General features: G+C 37.1%; 21 protein-coding genes. 16 read left to right on the top strand and 5 right to left on the bottom strand.

The features are described from left to right. The first annotated feature begins 206 nt into the window (after nucleotides 1-206). The gene (locus tag QNH24_RS22500) at nucleotides 207-1004 is read left to right on the top strand and encodes a YwqG family protein (RefSeq protein ID WP_283869623.1); all 798 of its coding nucleotides are present in this window, start codon (nucleotides 207-209) and stop codon (nucleotides 1002-1004) included. Between the two features lie 63 nt (nucleotides 1005-1067). Here QNH24_RS22500 and QNH24_RS22495 read toward each other — a convergent pair whose 3' ends face one another. Continuing rightward, nucleotides 1068-1253, bottom strand: a complete 186-nt coding sequence (locus tag QNH24_RS22495) for an SE1561 family protein (protein WP_054771972.1) — start codon at nucleotides 1251-1253, stop codon at nucleotides 1068-1070. A gap of 367 nt (nucleotides 1254-1620) precedes the next feature. On the opposite strand from QNH24_RS22495, the gene QNH24_RS22490 reads away from it, so the two are divergent. The 5 genes from QNH24_RS22490 to QNH24_RS22470 all read left to right on the top strand — a co-directional run bounded on the left by QNH24_RS22490 (nucleotide 1621) and on the right by QNH24_RS22470 (nucleotide 5606). Then, nucleotides 1621-2802, top strand: a complete 1182-nt coding sequence (locus QNH24_RS22490; RefSeq protein WP_283934516.1) for an MFS transporter — start codon at nucleotides 1621-1623, stop codon at nucleotides 2800-2802. Between the two features lie 281 nt (nucleotides 2803-3083). Beyond that, entirely contained in the window at nucleotides 3084-3719 is a 636-nt protein-coding gene (locus QNH24_RS22485; protein WP_283869621.1) for a hypothetical protein, read from the top strand. A 397-nt stretch (nucleotides 3720-4116) separates the two neighbouring features. Next, nucleotides 4117-4257: a hypothetical protein gene (locus QNH24_RS22480; protein ID WP_283869620.1), complete on the top strand. Its 141-nt coding sequence runs from the start codon at nucleotides 4117-4119 to the stop codon at nucleotides 4255-4257. A 535-nt stretch (nucleotides 4258-4792) separates the two neighbouring features. Then, nucleotides 4793-5098 (top strand): YfzA family protein, encoded by a 306-nt coding sequence (locus QNH24_RS22475; RefSeq protein WP_283869619.1) that lies wholly within the window; start codon nucleotides 4793-4795, stop codon nucleotides 5096-5098. A gap of 214 nt (nucleotides 5099-5312) precedes the next feature. Then, the gene (locus QNH24_RS22470) at nucleotides 5313-5606 is read left to right on the top strand and encodes a YfzA family protein (RefSeq protein WP_283869618.1); all 294 of its coding nucleotides are present in this window, start codon (nucleotides 5313-5315) and stop codon (nucleotides 5604-5606) included. A 74-nt stretch (nucleotides 5607-5680) separates the two neighbouring features. Here QNH24_RS22470 and rlmD read toward each other — a convergent pair whose 3' ends face one another. The 3 genes from rlmD to QNH24_RS22455 are packed head-to-tail and all read right to left on the bottom strand — an operon-like array spanning nucleotide 5681 to nucleotide 8883. After that, nucleotides 5681-7069, bottom strand: coding sequence for a 23S rRNA (uracil(1939)-C(5))-methyltransferase RlmD (gene rlmD, locus QNH24_RS22465; protein ID WP_283869617.1), 1389 nt, complete (start codon nucleotides 7067-7069; stop codon nucleotides 5681-5683). 44 nt (nucleotides 7070-7113) lie between these two features. Continuing rightward, on the bottom strand, nucleotides 7114-7932 hold the full coding sequence (locus tag QNH24_RS22460) for a delta-lactam-biosynthetic de-N-acetylase (protein WP_283869616.1): 819 nt from the start codon (nucleotides 7930-7932) through the stop codon (nucleotides 7114-7116). A 54-nt stretch (nucleotides 7933-7986) separates the two neighbouring features. Further along, nucleotides 7987-8883, bottom strand: a complete 897-nt coding sequence (locus tag QNH24_RS22455; RefSeq protein WP_283869615.1) for a TIGR01777 family oxidoreductase — start codon at nucleotides 8881-8883, stop codon at nucleotides 7987-7989. Nucleotides 8884-9026: 143 nt separating this feature from the next. On the opposite strand from QNH24_RS22455, the gene recX reads away from it, so the two are divergent. The 3 genes from recX to QNH24_RS22440 are packed head-to-tail and all read left to right on the top strand — an operon-like array spanning nucleotide 9027 to nucleotide 10426. Next, nucleotides 9027-9830, top strand: a complete 804-nt coding sequence (gene recX / locus QNH24_RS22450) for a recombination regulator RecX (RefSeq protein ID WP_283869614.1) — start codon at nucleotides 9027-9029, stop codon at nucleotides 9828-9830. Then, a complete protein-coding gene (locus QNH24_RS22445; RefSeq protein ID WP_283869613.1) occupies nucleotides 9827-10156 on the top strand; it encodes a YfhH family protein in 330 nt (109 codons plus the stop codon). Before recX ends, QNH24_RS22445 begins: the two co-directional genes overlap by 4 nt. Continuing rightward, complete coding sequence (locus tag QNH24_RS22440) at nucleotides 10157-10426, top strand: YfhJ family protein (protein ID WP_283869612.1); 270 nt, start codon at nucleotides 10157-10159, stop codon at nucleotides 10424-10426. A gap of 35 nt (nucleotides 10427-10461) precedes the next feature. Here QNH24_RS22440 and QNH24_RS22435 read toward each other — a convergent pair whose 3' ends face one another. Then, nucleotides 10462-11448, bottom strand: a complete 987-nt coding sequence (locus QNH24_RS22435) for a metal-dependent hydrolase (RefSeq protein ID WP_283869611.1) — start codon at nucleotides 11446-11448, stop codon at nucleotides 10462-10464. Nucleotides 11449-11637: 189 nt separating this feature from the next. Between QNH24_RS22435 and mutY the strand changes: the two genes are divergently transcribed. The 7 genes from mutY to QNH24_RS22400 all read left to right on the top strand — a co-directional run bounded on the left by mutY (nucleotide 11638) and on the right by QNH24_RS22400 (nucleotide 19986). Continuing rightward, nucleotides 11638-12672, top strand: a complete 1035-nt coding sequence (gene mutY, locus QNH24_RS22430; RefSeq protein ID WP_283869610.1) for an A/G-specific adenine glycosylase — start codon at nucleotides 11638-11640, stop codon at nucleotides 12670-12672. A 69-nt stretch (nucleotides 12673-12741) separates the two neighbouring features. Continuing rightward, nucleotides 12742-12918 (top strand): gamma-type small acid-soluble spore protein, encoded by a 177-nt coding sequence (locus tag QNH24_RS22425; RefSeq protein ID WP_283869609.1) that lies wholly within the window; start codon nucleotides 12742-12744, stop codon nucleotides 12916-12918. A gap of 636 nt (nucleotides 12919-13554) precedes the next feature. Continuing rightward, nucleotides 13555-14103 carry a nucleoside tri-diphosphate phosphatase gene (gene ntdP, locus QNH24_RS22420; protein ID WP_283869608.1) on the top strand — a complete coding sequence of 183 codons (549 nt, stop codon included), beginning with the start codon at nucleotides 13555-13557 and terminating at the stop codon, nucleotides 14101-14103. Nucleotides 14104-14343: 240 nt separating this feature from the next. Continuing rightward, the gene (locus tag QNH24_RS22415) at nucleotides 14344-16089 is read left to right on the top strand and encodes an ABC transporter ATP-binding protein (RefSeq protein ID WP_283869607.1); all 1746 of its coding nucleotides are present in this window, start codon (nucleotides 14344-14346) and stop codon (nucleotides 16087-16089) included. Nucleotides 16090-16370: 281 nt separating this feature from the next. Beyond that, a complete protein-coding gene (locus tag QNH24_RS22410) occupies nucleotides 16371-17384 on the top strand; it encodes an ABC transporter ATP-binding protein (protein ID WP_283869606.1) in 1014 nt (337 codons plus the stop codon). Beyond that, a complete protein-coding gene (locus QNH24_RS22405; protein WP_283869605.1) occupies nucleotides 17359-18348 on the top strand; it encodes an ABC transporter ATP-binding protein in 990 nt (329 codons plus the stop codon). The genes QNH24_RS22410 and QNH24_RS22405 overlap by 26 nt, the downstream gene beginning before the upstream one ends. A gap of 21 nt (nucleotides 18349-18369) precedes the next feature. After that, nucleotides 18370-19986, top strand: a complete 1617-nt coding sequence (locus tag QNH24_RS22400) for an ABC transporter substrate-binding protein (RefSeq protein WP_283869604.1) — start codon at nucleotides 18370-18372, stop codon at nucleotides 19984-19986. Nucleotides 19987-20148: the final 162 nt, after the last annotated feature.

The raw sequence follows: 20148 nt of genomic DNA, 5'->3' as shown, positions 1-20148 counted from the left end.
TCAAGAGAACCTGATCAAATAGGGGGTTAAAGTGATCAATAACCTAGAGGACCTGATCAAAAAATCTGAGTCTCTAATCAAATACCATACGAAACGGGTTATTTATATGAAATGCACTAACCTAGTATTTTTTCCCTTTGAATAAGATTGATAAACAGGAACATTTGTTCTATAATAAGGATAAATCTACTTTAGGAGGGAATTTTATGTCTGAAAAGAGTGTTCTTATGTTACCTGAAGCATTTGAAGTATATAGAAAAACTATAGAAGAAACATTACAACCGGTTATAAATATTGAAACAACAATGCGAAAAACATCGTTATTTGAAAGTAAGTTTGCAGGTAGTCCATATTTTCCATTGTCGATGGAATATCCTAAAAATTCTGATGGACAGCCATTAAAATTATTAGCGCAAATTAATTTTGAAGAAGTACCTAATCATTTATCGAAATTCCCTGAGGAGGGAATTTTACAGTTTTTTATTGATTCCTTTGATGATGTATTAGGAATGGACTTTGGTAATGGTCAAAACCAAAAAGGCTTTCGTGTTATTTATCATGAACGGATTGTCAATGATGCATCACAATTAATTCAAGATTTTTCGTTTCTTGAAGCGAAAAAGGATGACATGTACTTTCCTGTTGAAAAGGAGATGGCATTGACCTTTGAGGTCGCATATGAACCTTTATCAATAGATGATTTTAGAAGTGATGACCATTACGCAAGTATTTTAGGTAATATAGAAGATGATGCTCTAGAGGATGCCTTTTACGAAACATTAACTGGTGATGGTCATAAAATTGGCGGGTATCCATTTTTCACACAGGATGATCCAAGGGCATATGGGGATTACCAACAATCTACGGTTTTGTTGCTACAAATTGACAGTGTCGGTGATCATATAATGTGGGGCGATTGTGGTGTAGGGAATTTTTTTATCACGGAGGAAGAGCTTCAAAAGAAGGATTTTAGTAAGGTTTTGTATAACTGGGACTGTCATTAGATGGCTAAAAGCGCGAGAAATCAAACGATGATTTTTCGCGCTAAACTTATTCTTATGCCCAGGCTAATGTTCACGAACGTTAAATTGCTCCATTTTGTCTTCTAAATCATCCATCATTTGTATTAAACGATCAATGTCCTCTAATTCAGTTGTTTCAGGATCAATTGCATCTAATACTTCTAAAAAAATTTCAAGACGTTCTCTTAAGTAATTCACTTGCTGCTTTTTATCAGTTATTGGCTTAGACATTCGTACACCTCATTTCATCCCCTTCATCGTAGCTGATTTAGGTCTGAATTTCAATGTTTAGGTAAACACCTAGGACTTAACGATTAATTTTAAAAAACAATAGACAGAATATTTACATTATTGAATACCTGTGTTAAAGTTGTATTAAGAAATCGTAAAGGAGTGATCACCACAATCTTTCGAACTCTAACTCGAAAAGGAGGGAGTTTAAACAAGTTCTCGGCGAAAGTAAATGCTGAAATTCGTGTTTATACAATTAAATGAAAATTAGTATTCGTTAAGCCTTAGCGTAAAATCACATGTGGTGAGCGCTAAGGCTTTTTGGTATGCTGTTCTTTGGAAGAATGACTTGATGTTGGAGGAAATGATGACGTACTTCTCAGATTACAGCAAAAAAAGATTTGCCATTCTAGTGTTAATAGTTTCAATATCGGGCTTTTCACAAGGGATGCTATTACCACTAATTTCAATTATTTTCGAGCGGGATGGTGTATCCTCTGCTTTGAATGGATTGAATGCAACAGGTTTATACATAGGAACTTTATTAATCTCCCCGTTTATTGAGCAGCCTCTAAGAAAATGGGGCTATAAACCAATTATTTTAATAGGTGGGGCATTGGTGTTTTTATCGCTCCTCGCATTTCCTCTATGGAAAAGTGTGACCTTTTGGTTTATCCTTCGATTACTTATTGGGGTAGGAGATCATGCATTGCATTATGCGACACAAACGTGGATTACTAGCACAGCAGATCATAAAAGCTTAGGAAAGGGCATGGCTATTTACGGCTTGTCCTTTAGTACAGGTTTTGCAGTCGGACCGTTAATGGTAAAGCTTATTCAAATTACAGAAGCATTGCCATTTATAGTCTCCTCAATTCTGTGCTTATTGGCATGGTCGTTTGTATTTTTATTGAAAAATGAGAAACCAGAGCGTTTAACGGGAGATTTACATGCAAGAGGCTGGCAGCGTTATAAAATGGCCTTTGTTTTTGGATGGATTGCGTTTTTAGGTCCATTTGTTTATGGGTTTTTAGAATCTTCTTTAAATGCTTTGTTCCCAGTCTATGCTTTACGTAAAGGTTTTGAGGTTGGTATGATTCCTATTATTTTATCCGTCTTTACTTTCGGAGGAATTTTAACACAGGTGCCTCTGGGAGCAATAGGAGATAAGGTTGGGCGTAGGAGGGTATTGATGATAGGCTCTTTTGGCGGAGCTGTTATTTTTGGAATTGCAAGCTTTTTAGAGCATTCACAAATTGCTGTAGCCATCGCATTTTTCTTTACAGGCACATTGGTAGGCTCGATGTTCTCGTTAGGGATTACATATATGGCTGATTTAACACCGAAGGAATTACTGCCTACTGGAAATCTATTGTGTGGTATTGCTCTAAGCATTGGAAGTTTAACAGGACCGTTTCTTGGCGGGGTGTATATAGAATATGTGAAGAATTATAGCTTCTTATTATTAGTGGCAATGCTATTACTTGTGGTAGCCATCGTGTTAATGATATTTGGTGGAAGTAAAAATAAGCGATCTGCGCCAATATAGATAAAAAACAGGTAGAGGAAATTACAAAGAAAAAGAGCGGGCTCATCTTCCCGCTCATAAAACAAAAAACGCCCAGCAAATCCGTGCTGTATTGGCGTTTTTTGCGTGATAAGGATGTTCCGTCCCTATCACTTAGGTTTGGCACCTAGATTGATATTATACAGATAAGGAATCATAAAATCAAATATTAAAATAAAGGTAATATTTGTACTTTGATTCGCTAACTGGATATAATAGAAGAATATTGCGCTTAGATTACAATTTATAGGGAGAATTTAAACATGACTGAATATAAAAAGTTATCCATTCACCGGGCATTAACAGAATTAAAGATGCTCAATCATCGTATAGAAGCAGCAACAAATGAAGTTAGTGCAGTTTTAGCTAATCGTAAAAGCAATAGCAAGATTAATGGTGTTGAGATTCAAGAATATGAAAAACAGATGCAATCCTCATACGATAAAGTAGTCGGTTTAGTTGACTACCGCAACCGTATTAAATCCTTAGTGGTAGAATCCAATGCTAAAACAAAGGTGACTGTAGGGAAAGAGGAAATGACTGTGGCAGAGGCAATAGAACGCAAGCAGTCTATTCAATTTGAAAAGAAATTATTAGAAGTGATGCAGCAGCAATACCGTTCAGCAATCAATATGGTCGCTAAAGAAAATGATGCGCTGCCTGCAAAGCTTGAAACATATTTAATCAATATATTAGGTAATAAAGATAAACAATCTCCAGAAGAGGTAAAACTACATACAGAGACATTTATGAAAAGAAACGAATATGAGTTAATTGATCCGATGAATGTTAAAAAGAAAATTGAAGCATTAAATAGTCGAATTGAGGAATTTGAATCAGAGGTAGATGCTGTGCTATCGGAATCAAATGCCACAACTTTTATTGAAGTACAAGCTTAATGTAATATGCATGGTCTAGCGAAAATGGAAAACGAAAAATCGCTCGCGCTTCAAGGCATGTGTGCGAGTTGAAACCTTAAACATGTCTTATTACAAAGGAACTTTAAACAATCTAAAAGCACAAAGATTAAAATTAAAAACACAAAGTTCACGTTTCAAAGCTTTTTAGCTCAAAGTTAAAAATTTAAAGCATAAAAATCTTTTAAATCCTGGGTTTTTGGTTAAGGTGTTGATTTTTCTGGACCGTCCATCATCCACCAGGCAGCTTGAGCTGTGCATCATTGAAAAAAGGGCGTCTCAAATTCTGAGACGTCCTTTTTGACTTAAACATGTTATTTTTGCTTCAAGTTTTAGAACAGAAAAATCTGAAGTGAAGAGTGTCTGGGGATTTGGCTGGTTGGAATCGAATGAAAAAAGGCTTAATTCCATTGTACTAGAATTAGAAGATTCTTACCTTTATCTAATAGCTTCTCCAGCTATTGAAGTCCAAATTACTGAGAATAAACCAACCGTTAATGGCTGGGCTGGATGCTTTTAAAGCTAAGTTTGGTGCATCAGATACATTACCTAATGTTGCATCCAGTAAAGAACCTGCGTCTGTTATGTTCGATTTAAGAAATATAGGTTTTCAGTTTCAGTGAACTGATGGAAGTTTGTTTAGTTTTAGTAACGCAACTATCAGTCTCGATTATGCTGATACACGTATTGGCTGTGTTCATTAATGTTTGAGTTTAAGGAGGGCGATTATTGTATAAATCTTTTAATACAAATTGTTCAGGTAATTACGATGAAGGGTTGTCTTATTTTGCACCCAATCAGTTAGTAGCTTAGTGGGTTTAAAAGCATTTATTGAGGCACTTTAACGGGGGCATAAAAATGGTTGCACAATGTTTTATCTATGTATATAATGTGATTATGTTATATATACATTATATACAATTTTGAGTAATTATATTTTAAGAAGTCTTTAAGGACAACAAATGACAGGGTATAACCACTACACTTATCCTCTATAGAGGGTTTAAGTTTAGTAAATACTCAAAATGATGAAGCATGAAAGGAGGAGTGTTCAAATGACTGACACGGAAAAAACTCATAATATTAATCTAGCAAAACGCTGGATAATCGCCCTTGGTATATTTTTAATTGTTCAATTGGTCTTTATTGCTGTTGATGGAACTTCCTTACAGCCAAACATAAATGATAGTGATAAATTATTTGCCAGGATAGGAAGATGGGTTTTGGACTCGAAGCTCTTTACTGAATGGATTACCCCTTATTCCTTTCCTTTTTTTAATATGTTCATGACAATTCATGTCATTGCAATACTGATTGCTGCAGTATTGGACATAATTTCAAGTATGTTTTCAAAAAAATAAATATAGACATTAGGAAATGACACTCCATGATTGGGTGGCCTTATTGTGCTTGTAATTATCTATGAAAAGCAAAGTACACATTACACAAGAAGAGGATAATCTTCCCCAATCAATAGTGCATAATGAACCATCGTTAGATAATTGGCTGGAAGAGTGAAAAAGATGTTTTGGGGATTATTGCAAAATTTGCGTAAAATAGAGAGGGGGATTTAACTTGGCTAATAAACAAAAGAAATTAACTCCATTTTTGAAAAAAACTTGGGTGTCTTCTATCGGTGTATTTTTATTGTCACAGATAATCTTTATTACATGTGAAGCAACAGGGTGGATACCTAATTATAGAGATATTGGTGGAACGTTATTTGGAAGAATTACGGAATCTTCAATTTTCAGAGAGTGGTTTACTTTTTATGAAACACCAAATTTCAATTTACTTACTATCTGTTTTGGCATCTTTCTTGTGTATGGAATAATTGGGGCGATAAAAAACTGCACCTCCAATAGTTAGATGGTGTGTCTAATAATTGGGGCGCAGTTCATAATGGGTGGTCTTATTCTTATTTGTCGCCAAACATAAATATTTTATTTATCATATTCAGGTTTTAAAACCATGTTGCAAACACATTCCACCTGTGCCGTTTGTGCAAACATATCTACGGGCTGAATATACTCAACGTCATAAAACTTCGATAAGTCGTTTAAATCCTTCGCCAAAGTTGATGGATTGCACGATGTATAGATAAAGCGTTTTGGTTTTAATTTCAATACAGTACGGATAAATTCCGGTGCCAGACCTGTGCGGGGTGGATCTACTGTAATTACATCTGGTGTAAAGCCTTCCTTACGCCATTTTGCTAAGACGCTTTCTGCTGTGCCGACTGCATATTTTGTATGCTTAAAGCCGTGGTTACGTGCATTTTTACGTGCGTCCTGAATACTTTCAGGGATAACATCCATTCCACGAACTTCTTTAGCTTTGTCTGCTAGCCATAAACCGATTGTCCCAACGCCACAATAAGCATCTACCACTGTTTCTTTCCCGGTTAATGCAGCGGCCTTTTTGATTTCATCGTATAGATGAACAGTCTGTGTTGGATTCAACTGGAAAAAGGCACGTGCAGATAAGTCGAAGGCTAACTCACCAAGCTCCTCATGAATTGTTTCCTTACCATCAAGAACAATCGTTTCATCACCGAAAATAAGTGATGTTTTCTCACGATTAATATTTTGTGCAATGGACACAATACTTGGATCGATTTTTTTAATGCGAGAAATAAGCTCAGCTAAATGTGGAATTTCTTTACGCGTTGTAACAAGTACAACCTGCGTTTCTCCAGTACGAATTCCTGTACGTACAACAATCGTACGCACTAAACCATCAAGCGTACGACCATCATAAACGGTAATATTCAGCTTTTGTAAAATCTTACGAGTAGCAACAGTTATTTTAGACGTAATCGGGTGCTGCACAAGGCAATCATTAATATTGAGTAGCTTGTTGCTCCCTTCAGCAAATAGGCCTGCATAGACACGTTTGCCTTCTTTTCGTACTTGGAATTGACTTTTATTTCGGTAATGCCAAGGGTTATCCATTCCAAGTGTTTTTCGTACTTCAACAGTTGCAGCTAATGGTTTTGCATAACGCTCTAATGCTTGAATAACAATATCACGCTTTTCCATTAACTGCTTGTCATATGTCATATGTTGAAGCTGACAGCCGCCACATTTATTGTAAACTGGACAAGGTGCCTCCTGGCGGTATTTTGAAGCTTTGCGAATCGTTAATATTTCTGCTTCGGCAAAGTTTCGCTGAGTTTTTGTTACCTGTGCAGTAATTTCTTCACCAGGTATAGCACCCTTTACGAATACGACATTGCGCTTATAAAAGCCTACACCTTCGCCATTAATGCCGAGTCTTTTTATTGTTAAAGGGAATTTTTGTCCCACTTCCATTGTTGTTTGCTGTGTCAAGCATTCCACGTCCCTGTTCGTTTAATATCATCTACTCATTATAACTAAGGAGTGGACGATTGCAAAGCAACAGGGAAATCTTCATATTCTAAAACTAAATCGTCCAGTGATAAGAATGTATACCCTTGTTTTTTCGCTTCCTCAATAAACATAGGAAGCGCTTCTGCATTATCCTGTGCCACAGTATGCATTAATATGACAGCGCCAGGGTGTAGCTGTTCCATCAAAGCATTATACGCATAATCTGCGCCACGGCGTTCATCTCTCATCCAATCCTTAAAGGCAACTGACCAAAAAATATGGCGATAGCCCTCAGCATTCCCTACCTCTAATAATTTTGCATTAAATGTGCCTTCTGGGGGACGAGCGTAGGTTGTACGTTCAATACCAGTTAATTCACGAAGCTTATCGTCAAGTTTTTTCCATTCCGAACGCATAGCTTCTGGTGTTATTCTTGCCATATTTGGGTGTCCATATGAATGATTGCCAATGGTATGCCCATCTTTAACCATACGTTTCACTAAATCGGGGGCACTTTCTAGATAATGACCAGTTAAAAAGAAGGTAGCTGGTGCATTTTCTTTCTTCAAAGTATCCAAAATACTTTCTGTAAACCCATTCTCATATCCATTATCAAAGGTTAAATAAGCAACCTTTTTATCGGGCTTACCTTTATAAATAGCACCATATTTATCAAGAAGCTGATCAAGCTGTGCACCAGCCTCAGCCTGTTCTCCATTTTTTGCCCTTTTAAAGCCCCAATTATGTTCATCAGAGCCAGAAGCAAAATACGGATTAAAGCTTACTGCTGCGGCAATAATAAAAGTAGCAATCACTGCTCCAACTATATGTTGTTTCCACATAAAAAAACGCATCCTTTCTTTTTCATTAGAATGCGTTGTTTTTTAAAATTTATCCTAGTACAAATCATAAAGTGCTTCTTTTAAATGTGGGAAATGAAAGGTAAAATGATGTTTTTCTAATACAGCGGGTAATACGTGTTGTCCTTCTAATACAAGTATACTTTGTTCACCAAGTGCCAAACGCATGGCGATGCTAGGCACAGGCATCCAATGACTTCTTCCCATTATCATGGCAATTGATTTTCCGAAATCTTTCATACGAACTGCATGAGGGGCAGTGATATTAAAGGGACCTTTAATGTTTTCATTTGTAATCGCGAAATAAATAGCACGAGCTACATCCTCCACATGAACCCATGAAAGCCATTGCTCACCAGAGCCGATAGTGCCTCCAATATGCATTTTATATGGTAGTAACATTGAGGGGAGAGCACCTTGATCACGCCCTAAAATTACACCAAATCGAGCAAGCGCAACTCGTACACCTAATTTTTCTGCACGTTTAGCCTGTCTTTCCCAATCTTGTACTGTCGTACCTAAAAAATCTGTTGCATAGTCCATGGAATCTTCTGTATAGGTTGCTGTTGAAGAGGTTGGATAAATCCCAACTGCACTCGCATTAATTAATACTTTTGGCTTTGCGGAAAGATGCTCCATAATTCTTACGATTTCAAGTGTGGCATCCATACGACTTGTATAAATGGCTTTTTTCTGTTTTTTTGTCCAACGTCCATTATTTAAAGATATTCCTGCTAAATTAACGAATGCATCCACTGTATCTAACAACTGCTCAGGTCGTGCTCCCTGTTGAAGCCATTGTACATATTGAATATCTTTTTCTTTCACGGTTTTGTTTCGAGTTAAAATAATGATTTCATGTCCATTTTCTTGTAACAGCCTAGATAGCACTTTTCCTACAAAGCCAGTACCACCTGCAATAACGATCTTCATATGAGTTCCCTCCTTTTTAAAAGCAATGTTAGTTTCTAGTTTACCATCTATTGGTTTGATATAGGCTATCTGATAAAAGCAAAATACCGTAAAAATGTAGTACTTTGAAAAATGTTATAATGGTAAATAGTGAGGTGTTTAATATGCGTATTATTACAAAAATTGCACGCCAAAAAAACAATCCAGAACGTTATAATATTTATTTGAACGAGGAATATGCCTTTCCTATAGACGAGGCTATTCTCATTCAATTTGGTTTAACAAAGGGTAAAGTGCTAGAAGAATTTGATATTCAAGAAATTGCCTATGAGGATGAAATTCGGAAGGCTTTTAATAAAGCATTAAATTTTTTATCTTATCAAATGCGAAGTGAGCATGAAGTTAAGAAAAAGCTTCTGACATTAGAGTTTGGAGAAGCGGTAATTTTAGAAGCTATACAAAAACTGAAATCATATGGCTTTTTAAATGATGAAACATACTCTAAGGCTTTACTCGATACGAAAAAAGCTACGATGAAAAAGGGACCTAAGGCAATTAGACAAGATCTTATAAAAAAAGGAATTGATAAGGACTTACAGGATGAGGTACTTGCTACCTTTAGTCATGAGGAACAGGTGAGGCTTGCGACACAGTTGGCTGAAAAGGTTGTTCGATCCGAGAAAAAGAAAACGCCAACCCAAATCAAAGTCAAAATTCAGGATTTTCTATTGCGTAAAGGTTATTCTTTTACAGTTGTAGATGAGGTGCTAAGTCAAATTGTTATTGAACAAGAAGAAGATGAGTGGCAGCAATTGCTTGATGTTCAAGGCGAAAAGGTTTGGAAAAAGTACGCATCAAAGTATACTGGTTATGAAAGAAAAATGAAGATAAAACAGGCGCTCTATCAAAAGGGCTTTCCTATTGAAGTTATAGACCGTTTTATAGAAGAAAAGGAGAATGAGGAATGAGTGAAAAAAACTACGCGGTCATGTCAGAGCATGAATTACGCGAGGAAATTGCGATGCTAAAGGAAAAAGCACGTAAAGCAGAACAGCTAGGAATTATTAATGAGTTTGCAGTATATGAACGAAAAGCTTTAATGGCGGCTGCTTATTTAGTGGATTTAGATACGATTATACCTGGTGAAATGTATCGTATAGATGGCTCTGACAATGAATTTTTCCAAGTGGATTATTTAAAGGGTCGCTTTGCTTGGGGACATCGATTAGGGGGCGACAAATATCAAGAAGCCTTACCAGTTTCGATGCTATCTCCTGTAAAGGTGGGAAAATAAGTGGAAGAAAAGATTGAAAAATTGACTAGGGAGTTACTTGAAAAAAATCCACAAATGTCGGTAGGGCGGGCACGTGTTTGGGTTGAGCTTTTATGGAGTGATTTTGAATCAACTTCAGCAAAGGCTGGCTACGACTATCGCGGGGCTGATTATACGGAAAATTTGGTATGTCAATTAATTACAAGTTACGGTGATAAGCTACATAGCTTTGCTGGTCGTAATCCAAAATACGCTCATTTATTGGATGCTAGTGATGATATGATGCAATAATGAAACCCTGACCATCACTGGTCAGGGTTTACTGTTCAATTACTTGCGCCAATCTGTAATTTTTTTTGAAGTTTATCTTCAGTAAAAATCCAGCCTGTATAGGAGGTAATTATCTCATTATCATCATTTAAATGAGCGACAGCTACAAAAGGATAGCGATTATCACTACGATAGCGAAGGTCAATTAACCTTACTTCTGTTAAGCCGTTTTCTAGCTCAGAAATTTCCCAGCGATACAACGGCGAGAATGACACGAATGCATCGAGATTACGGTCCTTCATGGCTTTTTCTATAAGTGGCGTTTTCGGTAAAGGCTTTATTTCAAATTTATCATAAATATTGACTGTTCGCCCATAGGCACGGCCAACGTAATAATGTGTTTTTGACTTTGCTGCAATACGCCAGTGAAAGAATCGCATTGTTGGTGCTACAATAACATATTCCTCATCTTGAATAGTATGATGTACAGCCTTTTTAACGGATTTTTGGACTGCAAATCGTAATATATAATACATGATAATAATGAGGTACATGATGCTAAATGTCAAAACAGGATTTGCACCGAAAGCCCATAATAAAATGCCGATGCAATGAAGAGAAAAAATAATAGGATCAAAGGTATTGATTACACCTAAAGCTACCCATTTCCTGGAGAATGGGCGAATGGCTTGTGTGCCATATGCATTGAAAATATCAACAAAGACATGAAGGGTTACAGCTAAAAATGTCCAGAGCCATAAATGAAACACATTTGCGTCTTGAATAATGAATGATAAAACTGCTGTAATTAAGATAGGCCAGAGAGCTACTGCTGGGAGCGAATGTGTAATTCCTCGATGATGCCGAATGTAAATTGCATTGTTGCGCAGCTTTAAAACAGTATCGACATCAGGTGCCTGTGAGCCAATAATCGTGCCTGCCATTACTGCAGTAAATGTCATTGAATGATTTGCTACCACGGGATCAGCTAAAGCAAGACCACCGAGGGCTATACCCATAACGAAATGTGTACCTGAATCCAAAAATATCCACTCCTAGTATGCGTGTAAATAGAGTACAATGGCATACATGTATATTTCAATAATCATCCTTAATTAACGAGTCAAAAGAATATCCATGATAGAACAATTTATATCGTTAGTTAAATAATCTTTTCTTAATTGTATACCCTTTTTACCATAATTTAAATCGTAAAAACACTGGAGGTCACTGTGAATTATCCATATGTAACAGAATTTCGACAATCATTAGTCGAATGGTTTAATGTAGAGAAACGTGATTTACCATGGAGACATACAAAGGACCCTTATAAAATTTGGGTATCTGAGGTCATGCTACAGCAAACACGGGTCGACACTGTTATTCCTTATTACAATCGTTTTATAGAAAGTTTCCCAACATTAGAATTACTTGCAGAGGCACCACAAGAATATTTATTAAAACACTGGGAAGGTCTTGGTTATTATTCCCGCGCCCGTAATCTACAGGCTGGAGTAAGAGAGGTATTGGAGAACTACGGAGGAATAGTGCCCAATAATCGACATGAGATTTCGACATTAAAAGGTGTAGGCCCATATACAGCTGGTGCTATCTTAAGTATTGCCTATGATAAGCCAGAACATGCGGTAGATGGCAATGTAATGCGTGTGTTAAGTCGTGTACTCAATATTTATGAGGATATAGCCATAGCTAAAACAAAAAAGATTTTTGAAGCAGCCGTGGAAGAATTGATAGACCCTGAAAATGCATCATCTTTTAATCAAGGTTTAATGGAACTGGGTGCACTAATTTGTACGCCAACATCACCAAAATGTTTATTGTGTCCCGTCCGTGAATATTGCATTGCATTTAATGAAGGTGAACCAGAGAAGCTACCTGTTAAATCAAAAAAAGTAAAGATGAAGCATATTACATACGATGTCCTTGTATGTGAAGATCAAAATGGCCGAATTTTAATGGAACAGCGACCTGCAGAAGGGTTATTAGCAAATCTATGGCAATTTCCAATGATAGAGCACGGTAAAGATTCCATTGATACTTTTAAAATTGAATATTCTTTAGATGTTCAATCACAAAAGAATTTACTTACGTTTAAACATGTTTTTTCACATTTAACTTGGCACCTAAATAGCTATTTCATGATATGTCATTCTACAGAAAAAGGCGCTTGGCTGACCCGGGAACAAATAGAGCAATTACCAATGCCAGTACCAATGCTTAAAATATGGAGGGAAATGGAAAATTAAAATAAGAAATTTATAAGCATAAAAGCATTCACCTCGGTACACAATAATTACCGTGGAGGTGAATGAAAAATGAAAAAGCAAAACAATGCAAATTTCCAACCAAATAAAAACATGCAACGTCAAAGTCAAGAGTTTGGTGCTGAAACTGATGTGAACGAAGTGCAAAAGCAAAATGCTAAAGCAGAGCAAAAGAAAGCTCAATCTTCAGGAAACTTCACTAAAACAAACCAAGATCTTGGTGAATAACACTTTGTAATTGCATATTTGCATTTACCTCTAAGGAGCTGTCAAAATCAAAAAGATTACAAAGACAGCTCCTTTATATTATTAATATTGTCCAAAAAGGGCTGGGCCAGAAAGAGAAATCGCTCGGGTCGAGAGAAAAAATGCTCAGGTAGCCGAGGAAATCGCTCGGGTCGCGTGAAAAACTGCTCAGGTAGTCGAAGAAATCGCTCAGGTCGCGTAAAAAACAGCTCAGGTAGTCGAGGAAATCGCTCGGTTCGCGTGAAAAACTGCTCAGGTAGTTGAGGAAATCGCTCGGGTCGCGTGAAAAACAGCTCAGGTAGTCAAGAAATCGCTCAGGTCGCGTGAAAAACAGCTCAGGTCGTCGAAAAAGCCTCTCAGGTCGAGAAAAAAATTGCTCAAGTAATCGAAGAAACAGCTCGGGTCGCAAGAACAATGTTATGCCCAGACAGTTACAAAGTAGAAGAGAAATCATTGACTCACATGAAAAATAGAAATTCTCTTCAAATTTTTTGTGGAATTTGAAAAGGACGCAGGGAAATTTGTGGTTTTCTAACTACACCTTTCGCCTACACATTGCTATAATATACTAGAGACTGCTAGATTTAGGTAGCATAGACGAAAAGGTGGGCTTCAAAAATGGCAATACCGGTAGAAGGAGAAACGATACAAATACATAGTTATAAGCACAATGGCCGTATCCACCGGGTTTGGCAAGAAACAATGGTGTTAAAAGGAACGAAAAATATCATTATCGGTGCGAATGAACGGACGCTTGTGACAGAATCCGATGGTCGTACCTGGCTAACGAGAGAGCCTTCTATTTGTTATTTCCATGCGGAGCACTGGTTTAACATCATCTGTATGCTGCGTGAGGACGGTGTGTATTATTATTGTAATCTAAGCTCACCATTTGTTTTCGATAATAATGCCATTAAATATATTGACTATGATTTAGACATTAAAGTATTCCCTGATATGTCTTATTCACTTTTAGATGAAGATGAATATGAGCTACACCGGAAAGAAATGTCTTATCCAGATGTCATTGATAAAATTCTAAAGCGCAATGTCGATAAATTAATTAGCTGGATTCAACAAAAAAGAGGACCCTTTGCACCTGATTTCATCGATGCCTGGACAAACCGTTATAAGTTTCAGCTCGATATGCAAGCAGATGATTGTTAAGTAGCACCTATTAGTTTTTACTAATGGGTGTTTTTGTCTTTTAAGTAGATGGGGTAATTAGGTTTGTAAAATAGTCCGCGCAAAGTCATATTACATGTACTTAAAACGAAATATTGCTATAATTACGTTTGGGCATTCAGTTTGGAATGTCCATTTATCTTCTGTAGCGAAAGCAAAGAGGCAGCTACAATTACGCCAAGGCGAAATTGATTTTTTGACCCGTTAAGGATGTGATTAGAAATGGGTAGTATAAAGCGGTATATGCGTTTTGTAAAACCATATACTTGGGAAATTATTTTAACGATATTAATTGGTATAGTGAAGTTTGCTATTCCGCTATTTATCCCCTTGCTTATAAAAATTGTGTTAGATGATATTATTCCTGCGAATCATCTATCAGATGCAGAGAAAACAAAAGAATTATTTTATTGGTTAGGTGGTACCATCATTGTGTTCTTTATCATTCGGCCGCCAATTGAGTATTACCGTCAATATTTCGCTCAACATGTTAGTAATAAGGTGCTTTTTGATATTCGAAAGGAAATCTATGCCCATTTGCAGCGACTAAGTTTAAGATACTATGCAAATACAAGAGCCGGCGATGTTATCTCAAGAGTGATTAATGATGTGGAACAAACAAAGAACTTTATCATGACTGGTTTGATGAATGTTTGGCTAGATCTTGCCACAATTGTTATTGCCGTCATAATTATGCTGACAATGGATGTTAAGCTGACACTTGTAGCATTGATTGCGTTCCCATTCTATGCATTTAGTGTGAAGTACTTTTTTGGTAAGCTAAGGGATTTAACTAGAAAGCGCTCCAAGGCACTTGCAGGTGTGCAAAGTTATTTGCATGAACGAGTAGCTGGAATGAGCATAATTAAAAGTTTTACACTCGAAAAGCATGAACAAAAATTATTTAATCAAGCAAATGGTGAATTTTTAGAGAAGGCTTTGGATCATACAAAATGGAATGCGAAATCTTTTGCTGTAGTGAATACCATTACGGATGTAGCTCCGTTGTTAGTCATTGCCTATGCAGGCTATCAGGTTATAAATGGGCCTCTGTCCATAGGAACGATGGTTGCCTTTATTGCCTATATTGAAAGACTTTATGGTCCACTTCGCCGTTTAGTTAGTTCATCTACTACATTAACGCAGTCAATTGCTTCAATGGACAGAATGTTTGAATTAATGGACGAACCTTATGAGGTGAAAAATAAGACTGATGCCGTAGAGTTAAAACGGGTAAATGGTGAGGTCCACTTTGACAGCGTGAATTTTCAATATGAGGCTGATGGCTCGAAAATTTTATCCAATATTCATTTTACCATTAACCCTGGAGAGACAGTGGCATTTGTAGGCATGAGTGGTGGCGGAAAATCCACGATTATCAGCTTGATCCCACGCTTTTATGATACAACAAATGGTATAGTGCGTATTGATGGCTATGATGTGAAGGATGTAACCTTGCATTCATTACGTTCACAAATAGGCATCGTGTTACAGGATAATATTTTATTCAGTGATTCCGTAAAAGAGAATATTTTAATGGGCAAACCAGATGCTACGGATGAAGAGGTCGTTTCTGCAGCGAAGGCAGCCAACGCACATGACTTTATCATGAGCTTGCCAAATGGCTATGACACCAAGGTTGGGGAGCGCGGTGTGAAATTATCTGGTGGTCAAAAGCAGCGTGTCGCTATCGCTCGTGTATTTTTAAAAAATCCACCTATTTTAATATTAGATGAAGCTACCTCTGCATTGGATTTAGAAAGTGAAGCACTTATTCAGGAATCATTAGAGCTGCTTGCACATGAGCGTACTACGATAATTATCGCTCACCGACTTTCTACAATTACACATGCTGATAAAATTATTGTCATTGATCATGGACAATTAATTGAAAGTGGTACACATGAAGAACTTATGCACAAGCAAGGAATTTATTACAATTTATTCCAAGTACAGCATTTAAATTGAAATTTATAATAAAAAATTTAAAAATAGTCTTCCGTTTAATTTTTTAATGGAGGGCTATTTTTTTGCGGTTTATGTAAAATATTATCGTTTGATAAGAAATAATTAGTATGTAAGTCGAATTGGATAGAAAATATATATTTCTATGTAGAATAATAATGATTGAAAGAGAGAATATTTTTAGTTAGAATTATCTGAAAATAGGGAATTAAATGATAGTTAGTGTATTATATTAATAGAATTATACAATTAAGTAAAATATAGGTAGGATGGAGCGATTGTGCATGAGGAAAAAGCTGCTAGAAATAAAAGGTTTAAAAACGACCTTTTTTACAGATGATGGGCAAATTCCTGCCGTTGATGATATCGATTTTTCTGTGCATGAAGGAGAAATACTGGGGATTGTTGGAGAATCAGGAAGTGGTAAAAGTGTCACATCACTGTCCATTATGGGATTAATACCATCACCCCCTGGGAAAATAACAGGTGGCGAAATATTATTGGATGGCAAAAATCTGGCGGCATTATCTGATAAGCAAATGCAAAAAGTTCGTGGCAAAGATGTTGCAATGATATTTCAGGAACCAATGACCTCCTTAAATCCTTTATTTACAATTGGAGATCAGTTAAAAGAGGCAATTTTAATACATCAACCAAAGTGGTCAAAAAAGGAAGCGTTTGCAAGAGCGGTTGAAATTATGAAGATGGTGGGTTTACCACGTGCTGAGTCATTATTAAAAGATTATCCACATCAATTATCAGGAGGAATGCGACAGCGTGTCATGATTGCGATGGCACTTCTCTGTGATCCAAAGGTTTTGATAGCTGATGAACCAACTACTGCTCTTGATGTTACGATTCAGGCACAAATTTTGCAGTTGATGAAAGACTTGAATAAACGTTTAAATACAGCCGTTTTATTGATTACCCATGATTTGGGCGTCGTAGCAGAGACATGTGAGCGTGTCATTGTGATGTATGCAGGCCAAATTGTTGAAGAGGCTCCAATTCAGGAGATATTCGCTAACCCTAAGCATCCTTATACGCAAGGGCTTATTAAGTCTGTACCTGATATGCGTTATAAAAAGGATAACCTTTATTCGATACCAGGAAGTGTACCAAAGCCAGGGAGTATCAAGGTTGGCTGCCGTTTTGCAGCACGCTGTGAATTTGCAATGGATCGTTGTCAACTGGAAACACCACCTTTATATGAAGCAGCAGAGCAGCATAAATCGAGATGTTTTTTACTAGAGAAGCAGGAGGTGGGGCAGCATGTCGAAAGTTTTATTGAAAGTTGATGGCTTAAAAAAGTACTTTCCTATTCGACAAGGCATTCTTAATACACAGGTTGGGGATGTGAAGGCAGTGGATGATGTTTCTTTTGAGGTTTATGAAGGAGAAACATTAGGCATTGTAGGAGAATCGGGATGTGGCAAATCAACTACTGGCCGATTGTTAATGCGATTAATTGAACCAACGGAAGGAAATATAGAATTCGCAGGGAAAGCGATTTCAGAATTATCCAATAATGAGATGCGTAAGGCACGAAGAGATATTCAAATGATTTTCCAGGATCCCTATGCCTCTTTAAATCCAAGACACAATATTGGGAAGATATTAGAGGAGCCTCTTATTGTACATGGAATGGGGAATGCTAAAGATCGAAAGCAGAAGGTTTTGGAGCTTCTAGAAACGGTTGGTCTAAATGAATATCATATTAAGCGATATCCACATCAGTTTAGTGGTGGTCAAAGACAGCGTATTGGCATTGCTCGAGCCTTGATGACCAATCCACGTTTAATTATTGCAGATGAGCCAGTTTCTGCACTCGATGTATCCATACAGGCACAGGTTTTAAATTTATTGCAAAAGCTGCAAAAGGATTTAAAGCTGACATATATTTTTATTTCACATGACTTAGGGGTCGTGCGTCATATCAGTAATCGTGTTGGTGTGATGTATTTAGGTAAATTAGTAGAGTTGACAGCAAGTGAGGATTTATATGCAGAGCCGCTTCATCCATATACACAGGCTCTCTTATCTTCGGTTCCTGTTCCAGATCCTACGTTTGAGCGTGAACAATTGATTATTACTGGAGATATTCCGAGTGCTTCAAATGCGCCTAGTGGATGCACTTTCCATACAAGATGTCCATTTAAAAAGGAAGAATGTTCTCAAATAGTTCCAAAAATGCAAGAAGTAAAACCGGGTCATTATGTTGCTTGTCATCTCTATGATGCTATACAACATTCAATGATATAAAAAAACATAGGGGGAAATTTAATGAAGAAAAAAAAGCTATGGACTTTGGGTATAATGTTTATCCTTGTTCTCTCGACAATCTTAGCTGCTTGTGGTGGCTCTGATACTAAGGATACGGGTAGTAAGGATGCTTCAACTGGTGGCGATAAGGCTAATAGCAACGAACCAAAAATATTAGTCTATGGTCGTGGTGGAGATTCTGTAGCACTAGACCCTGCTGTTGTAACAGACGGTGAATCCTTTACGGTTACAGCTAATATATATGAGACTTTAGTTAACTTTGGTGAAAAAGATGTAACGATTCAACCAGGTCTAGCAAAATCATGGGAGCCATCAGAGGATGGTTTAACTTATACATTCCAACTACAAGAGGGTGTAAAATTCCATGATGGCACTGATTTCAATGCTGAGGCAGTTGTCAAAAATATTGAACGTTGGAAATCAAGTAATGATAAATATCCATATTTTAAAACTCAATTTGTCGTTGGTGACAAGCAAATTATAGAATCAGTTACTGCTGAGGGTGACTATACAGTTGTCTTTAAGTTAAGCCAACCACAGGCACCATTCCTTAAAAATTTAGCGATGTCCCCATTTGCAATTGCTTCGCCGAAAGCTTTTGAAGCAGATGAAGAGGGATTATCAACAAATCCTGTAGGAACAGGTCCATTCAAGTTTGTTAGCTGGGAACGTAATGCTTCGATAACGATTGAGAAAAACCCAGATTACTATATTGATGGCTATCCAAAATTAGATAAAGTTATTTATCGTTCAATTCCAGAAAACACTGCACGTTTAACTGAATTAACGAGCGGCAATATTGATGTAGCTGATGGCTTAAGTCCATCTGATAAAGGAACAATCGAAGGAGATGCCAACTTACAGCTAATTGAACGTCCTTCTATGAACATTGGGTATCTAGGGTTAACAGTGACTCGACCTCCGTTCGATAATGTAAAGGTGCGTCAGGCAGTAAACTATGCTATTGATAAACAAGCATTAGTGGATGCTTTTTATGAAGGATTAGCGGAGCCAGCGAAAAACCCAATGCCGCCAGTAATTTCTGGTTATAACGATGAGGTTACAGGCTATACGTATGATCCTGAAAAAGCGAAGGCATTACTAGCTGAAGCAGGCTATGATGGTAAGGAAATTGAGCTTTGGGCAATGCCAGTACCACGTCCATACATGCCAGATGGACAAAAAATAGCAGAAGCAATTCAAAAGAATTTAGAAGATGTGGGCATTAAATCTAAAATTGTGTCATACGAATGGGCTACTTATTTAGATAAAGCTGAGAAGGGTGAAGCAGATGCATTCTTACTAGGCTGGACAGGCGACAATGGTGACGCGGATAACTTCCTATATTCATTATTAGATGGGGATAATATCCATTCTAACAACTATACATTCTATGACAATCAAGAATTACACAAGCTATTAACAGCTGCTCAAACTGAAATTGATGAGGACAAGCGTAACGAGCTTTATAAGCAAGCTCAAGTCATTATCTCTGAGGATGCTCCATGGGTTCCTCTTGCTCACTCAACACCAATTTTAGCTGCTAACAAGAAAGTTACAAATTACATTGCGCATCCTACTGGCTCTGATCGTTTAGATGCAGTAGATATTCAATAGTAAAGCCATTTTTAATTAAAAAAAGGGATGTAAAGAATCTGCTTGCTTTTCTGCGGGTAAGCCGTGGAATTCTCGCAGATTCTTTTCTAGTAAAAGAAAATCAAATTATTTTCTCCTGTTAGAAAGTTACTCATCTAAACATTCAAAGCCGTTTGGTGAAGG

Origin of the sequence: Lysinibacillus pakistanensis, from assembly GCF_030123245.1 — a bacterium.
Classification (GTDB): domain Bacteria; phylum Bacillota; class Bacilli; order Bacillales_A; family Planococcaceae; genus Lysinibacillus; species Lysinibacillus pakistanensis.
Note: the sequence above shows the minus strand (reverse complement) of the source record. Positions and strands in the feature narration are given on the sequence as shown.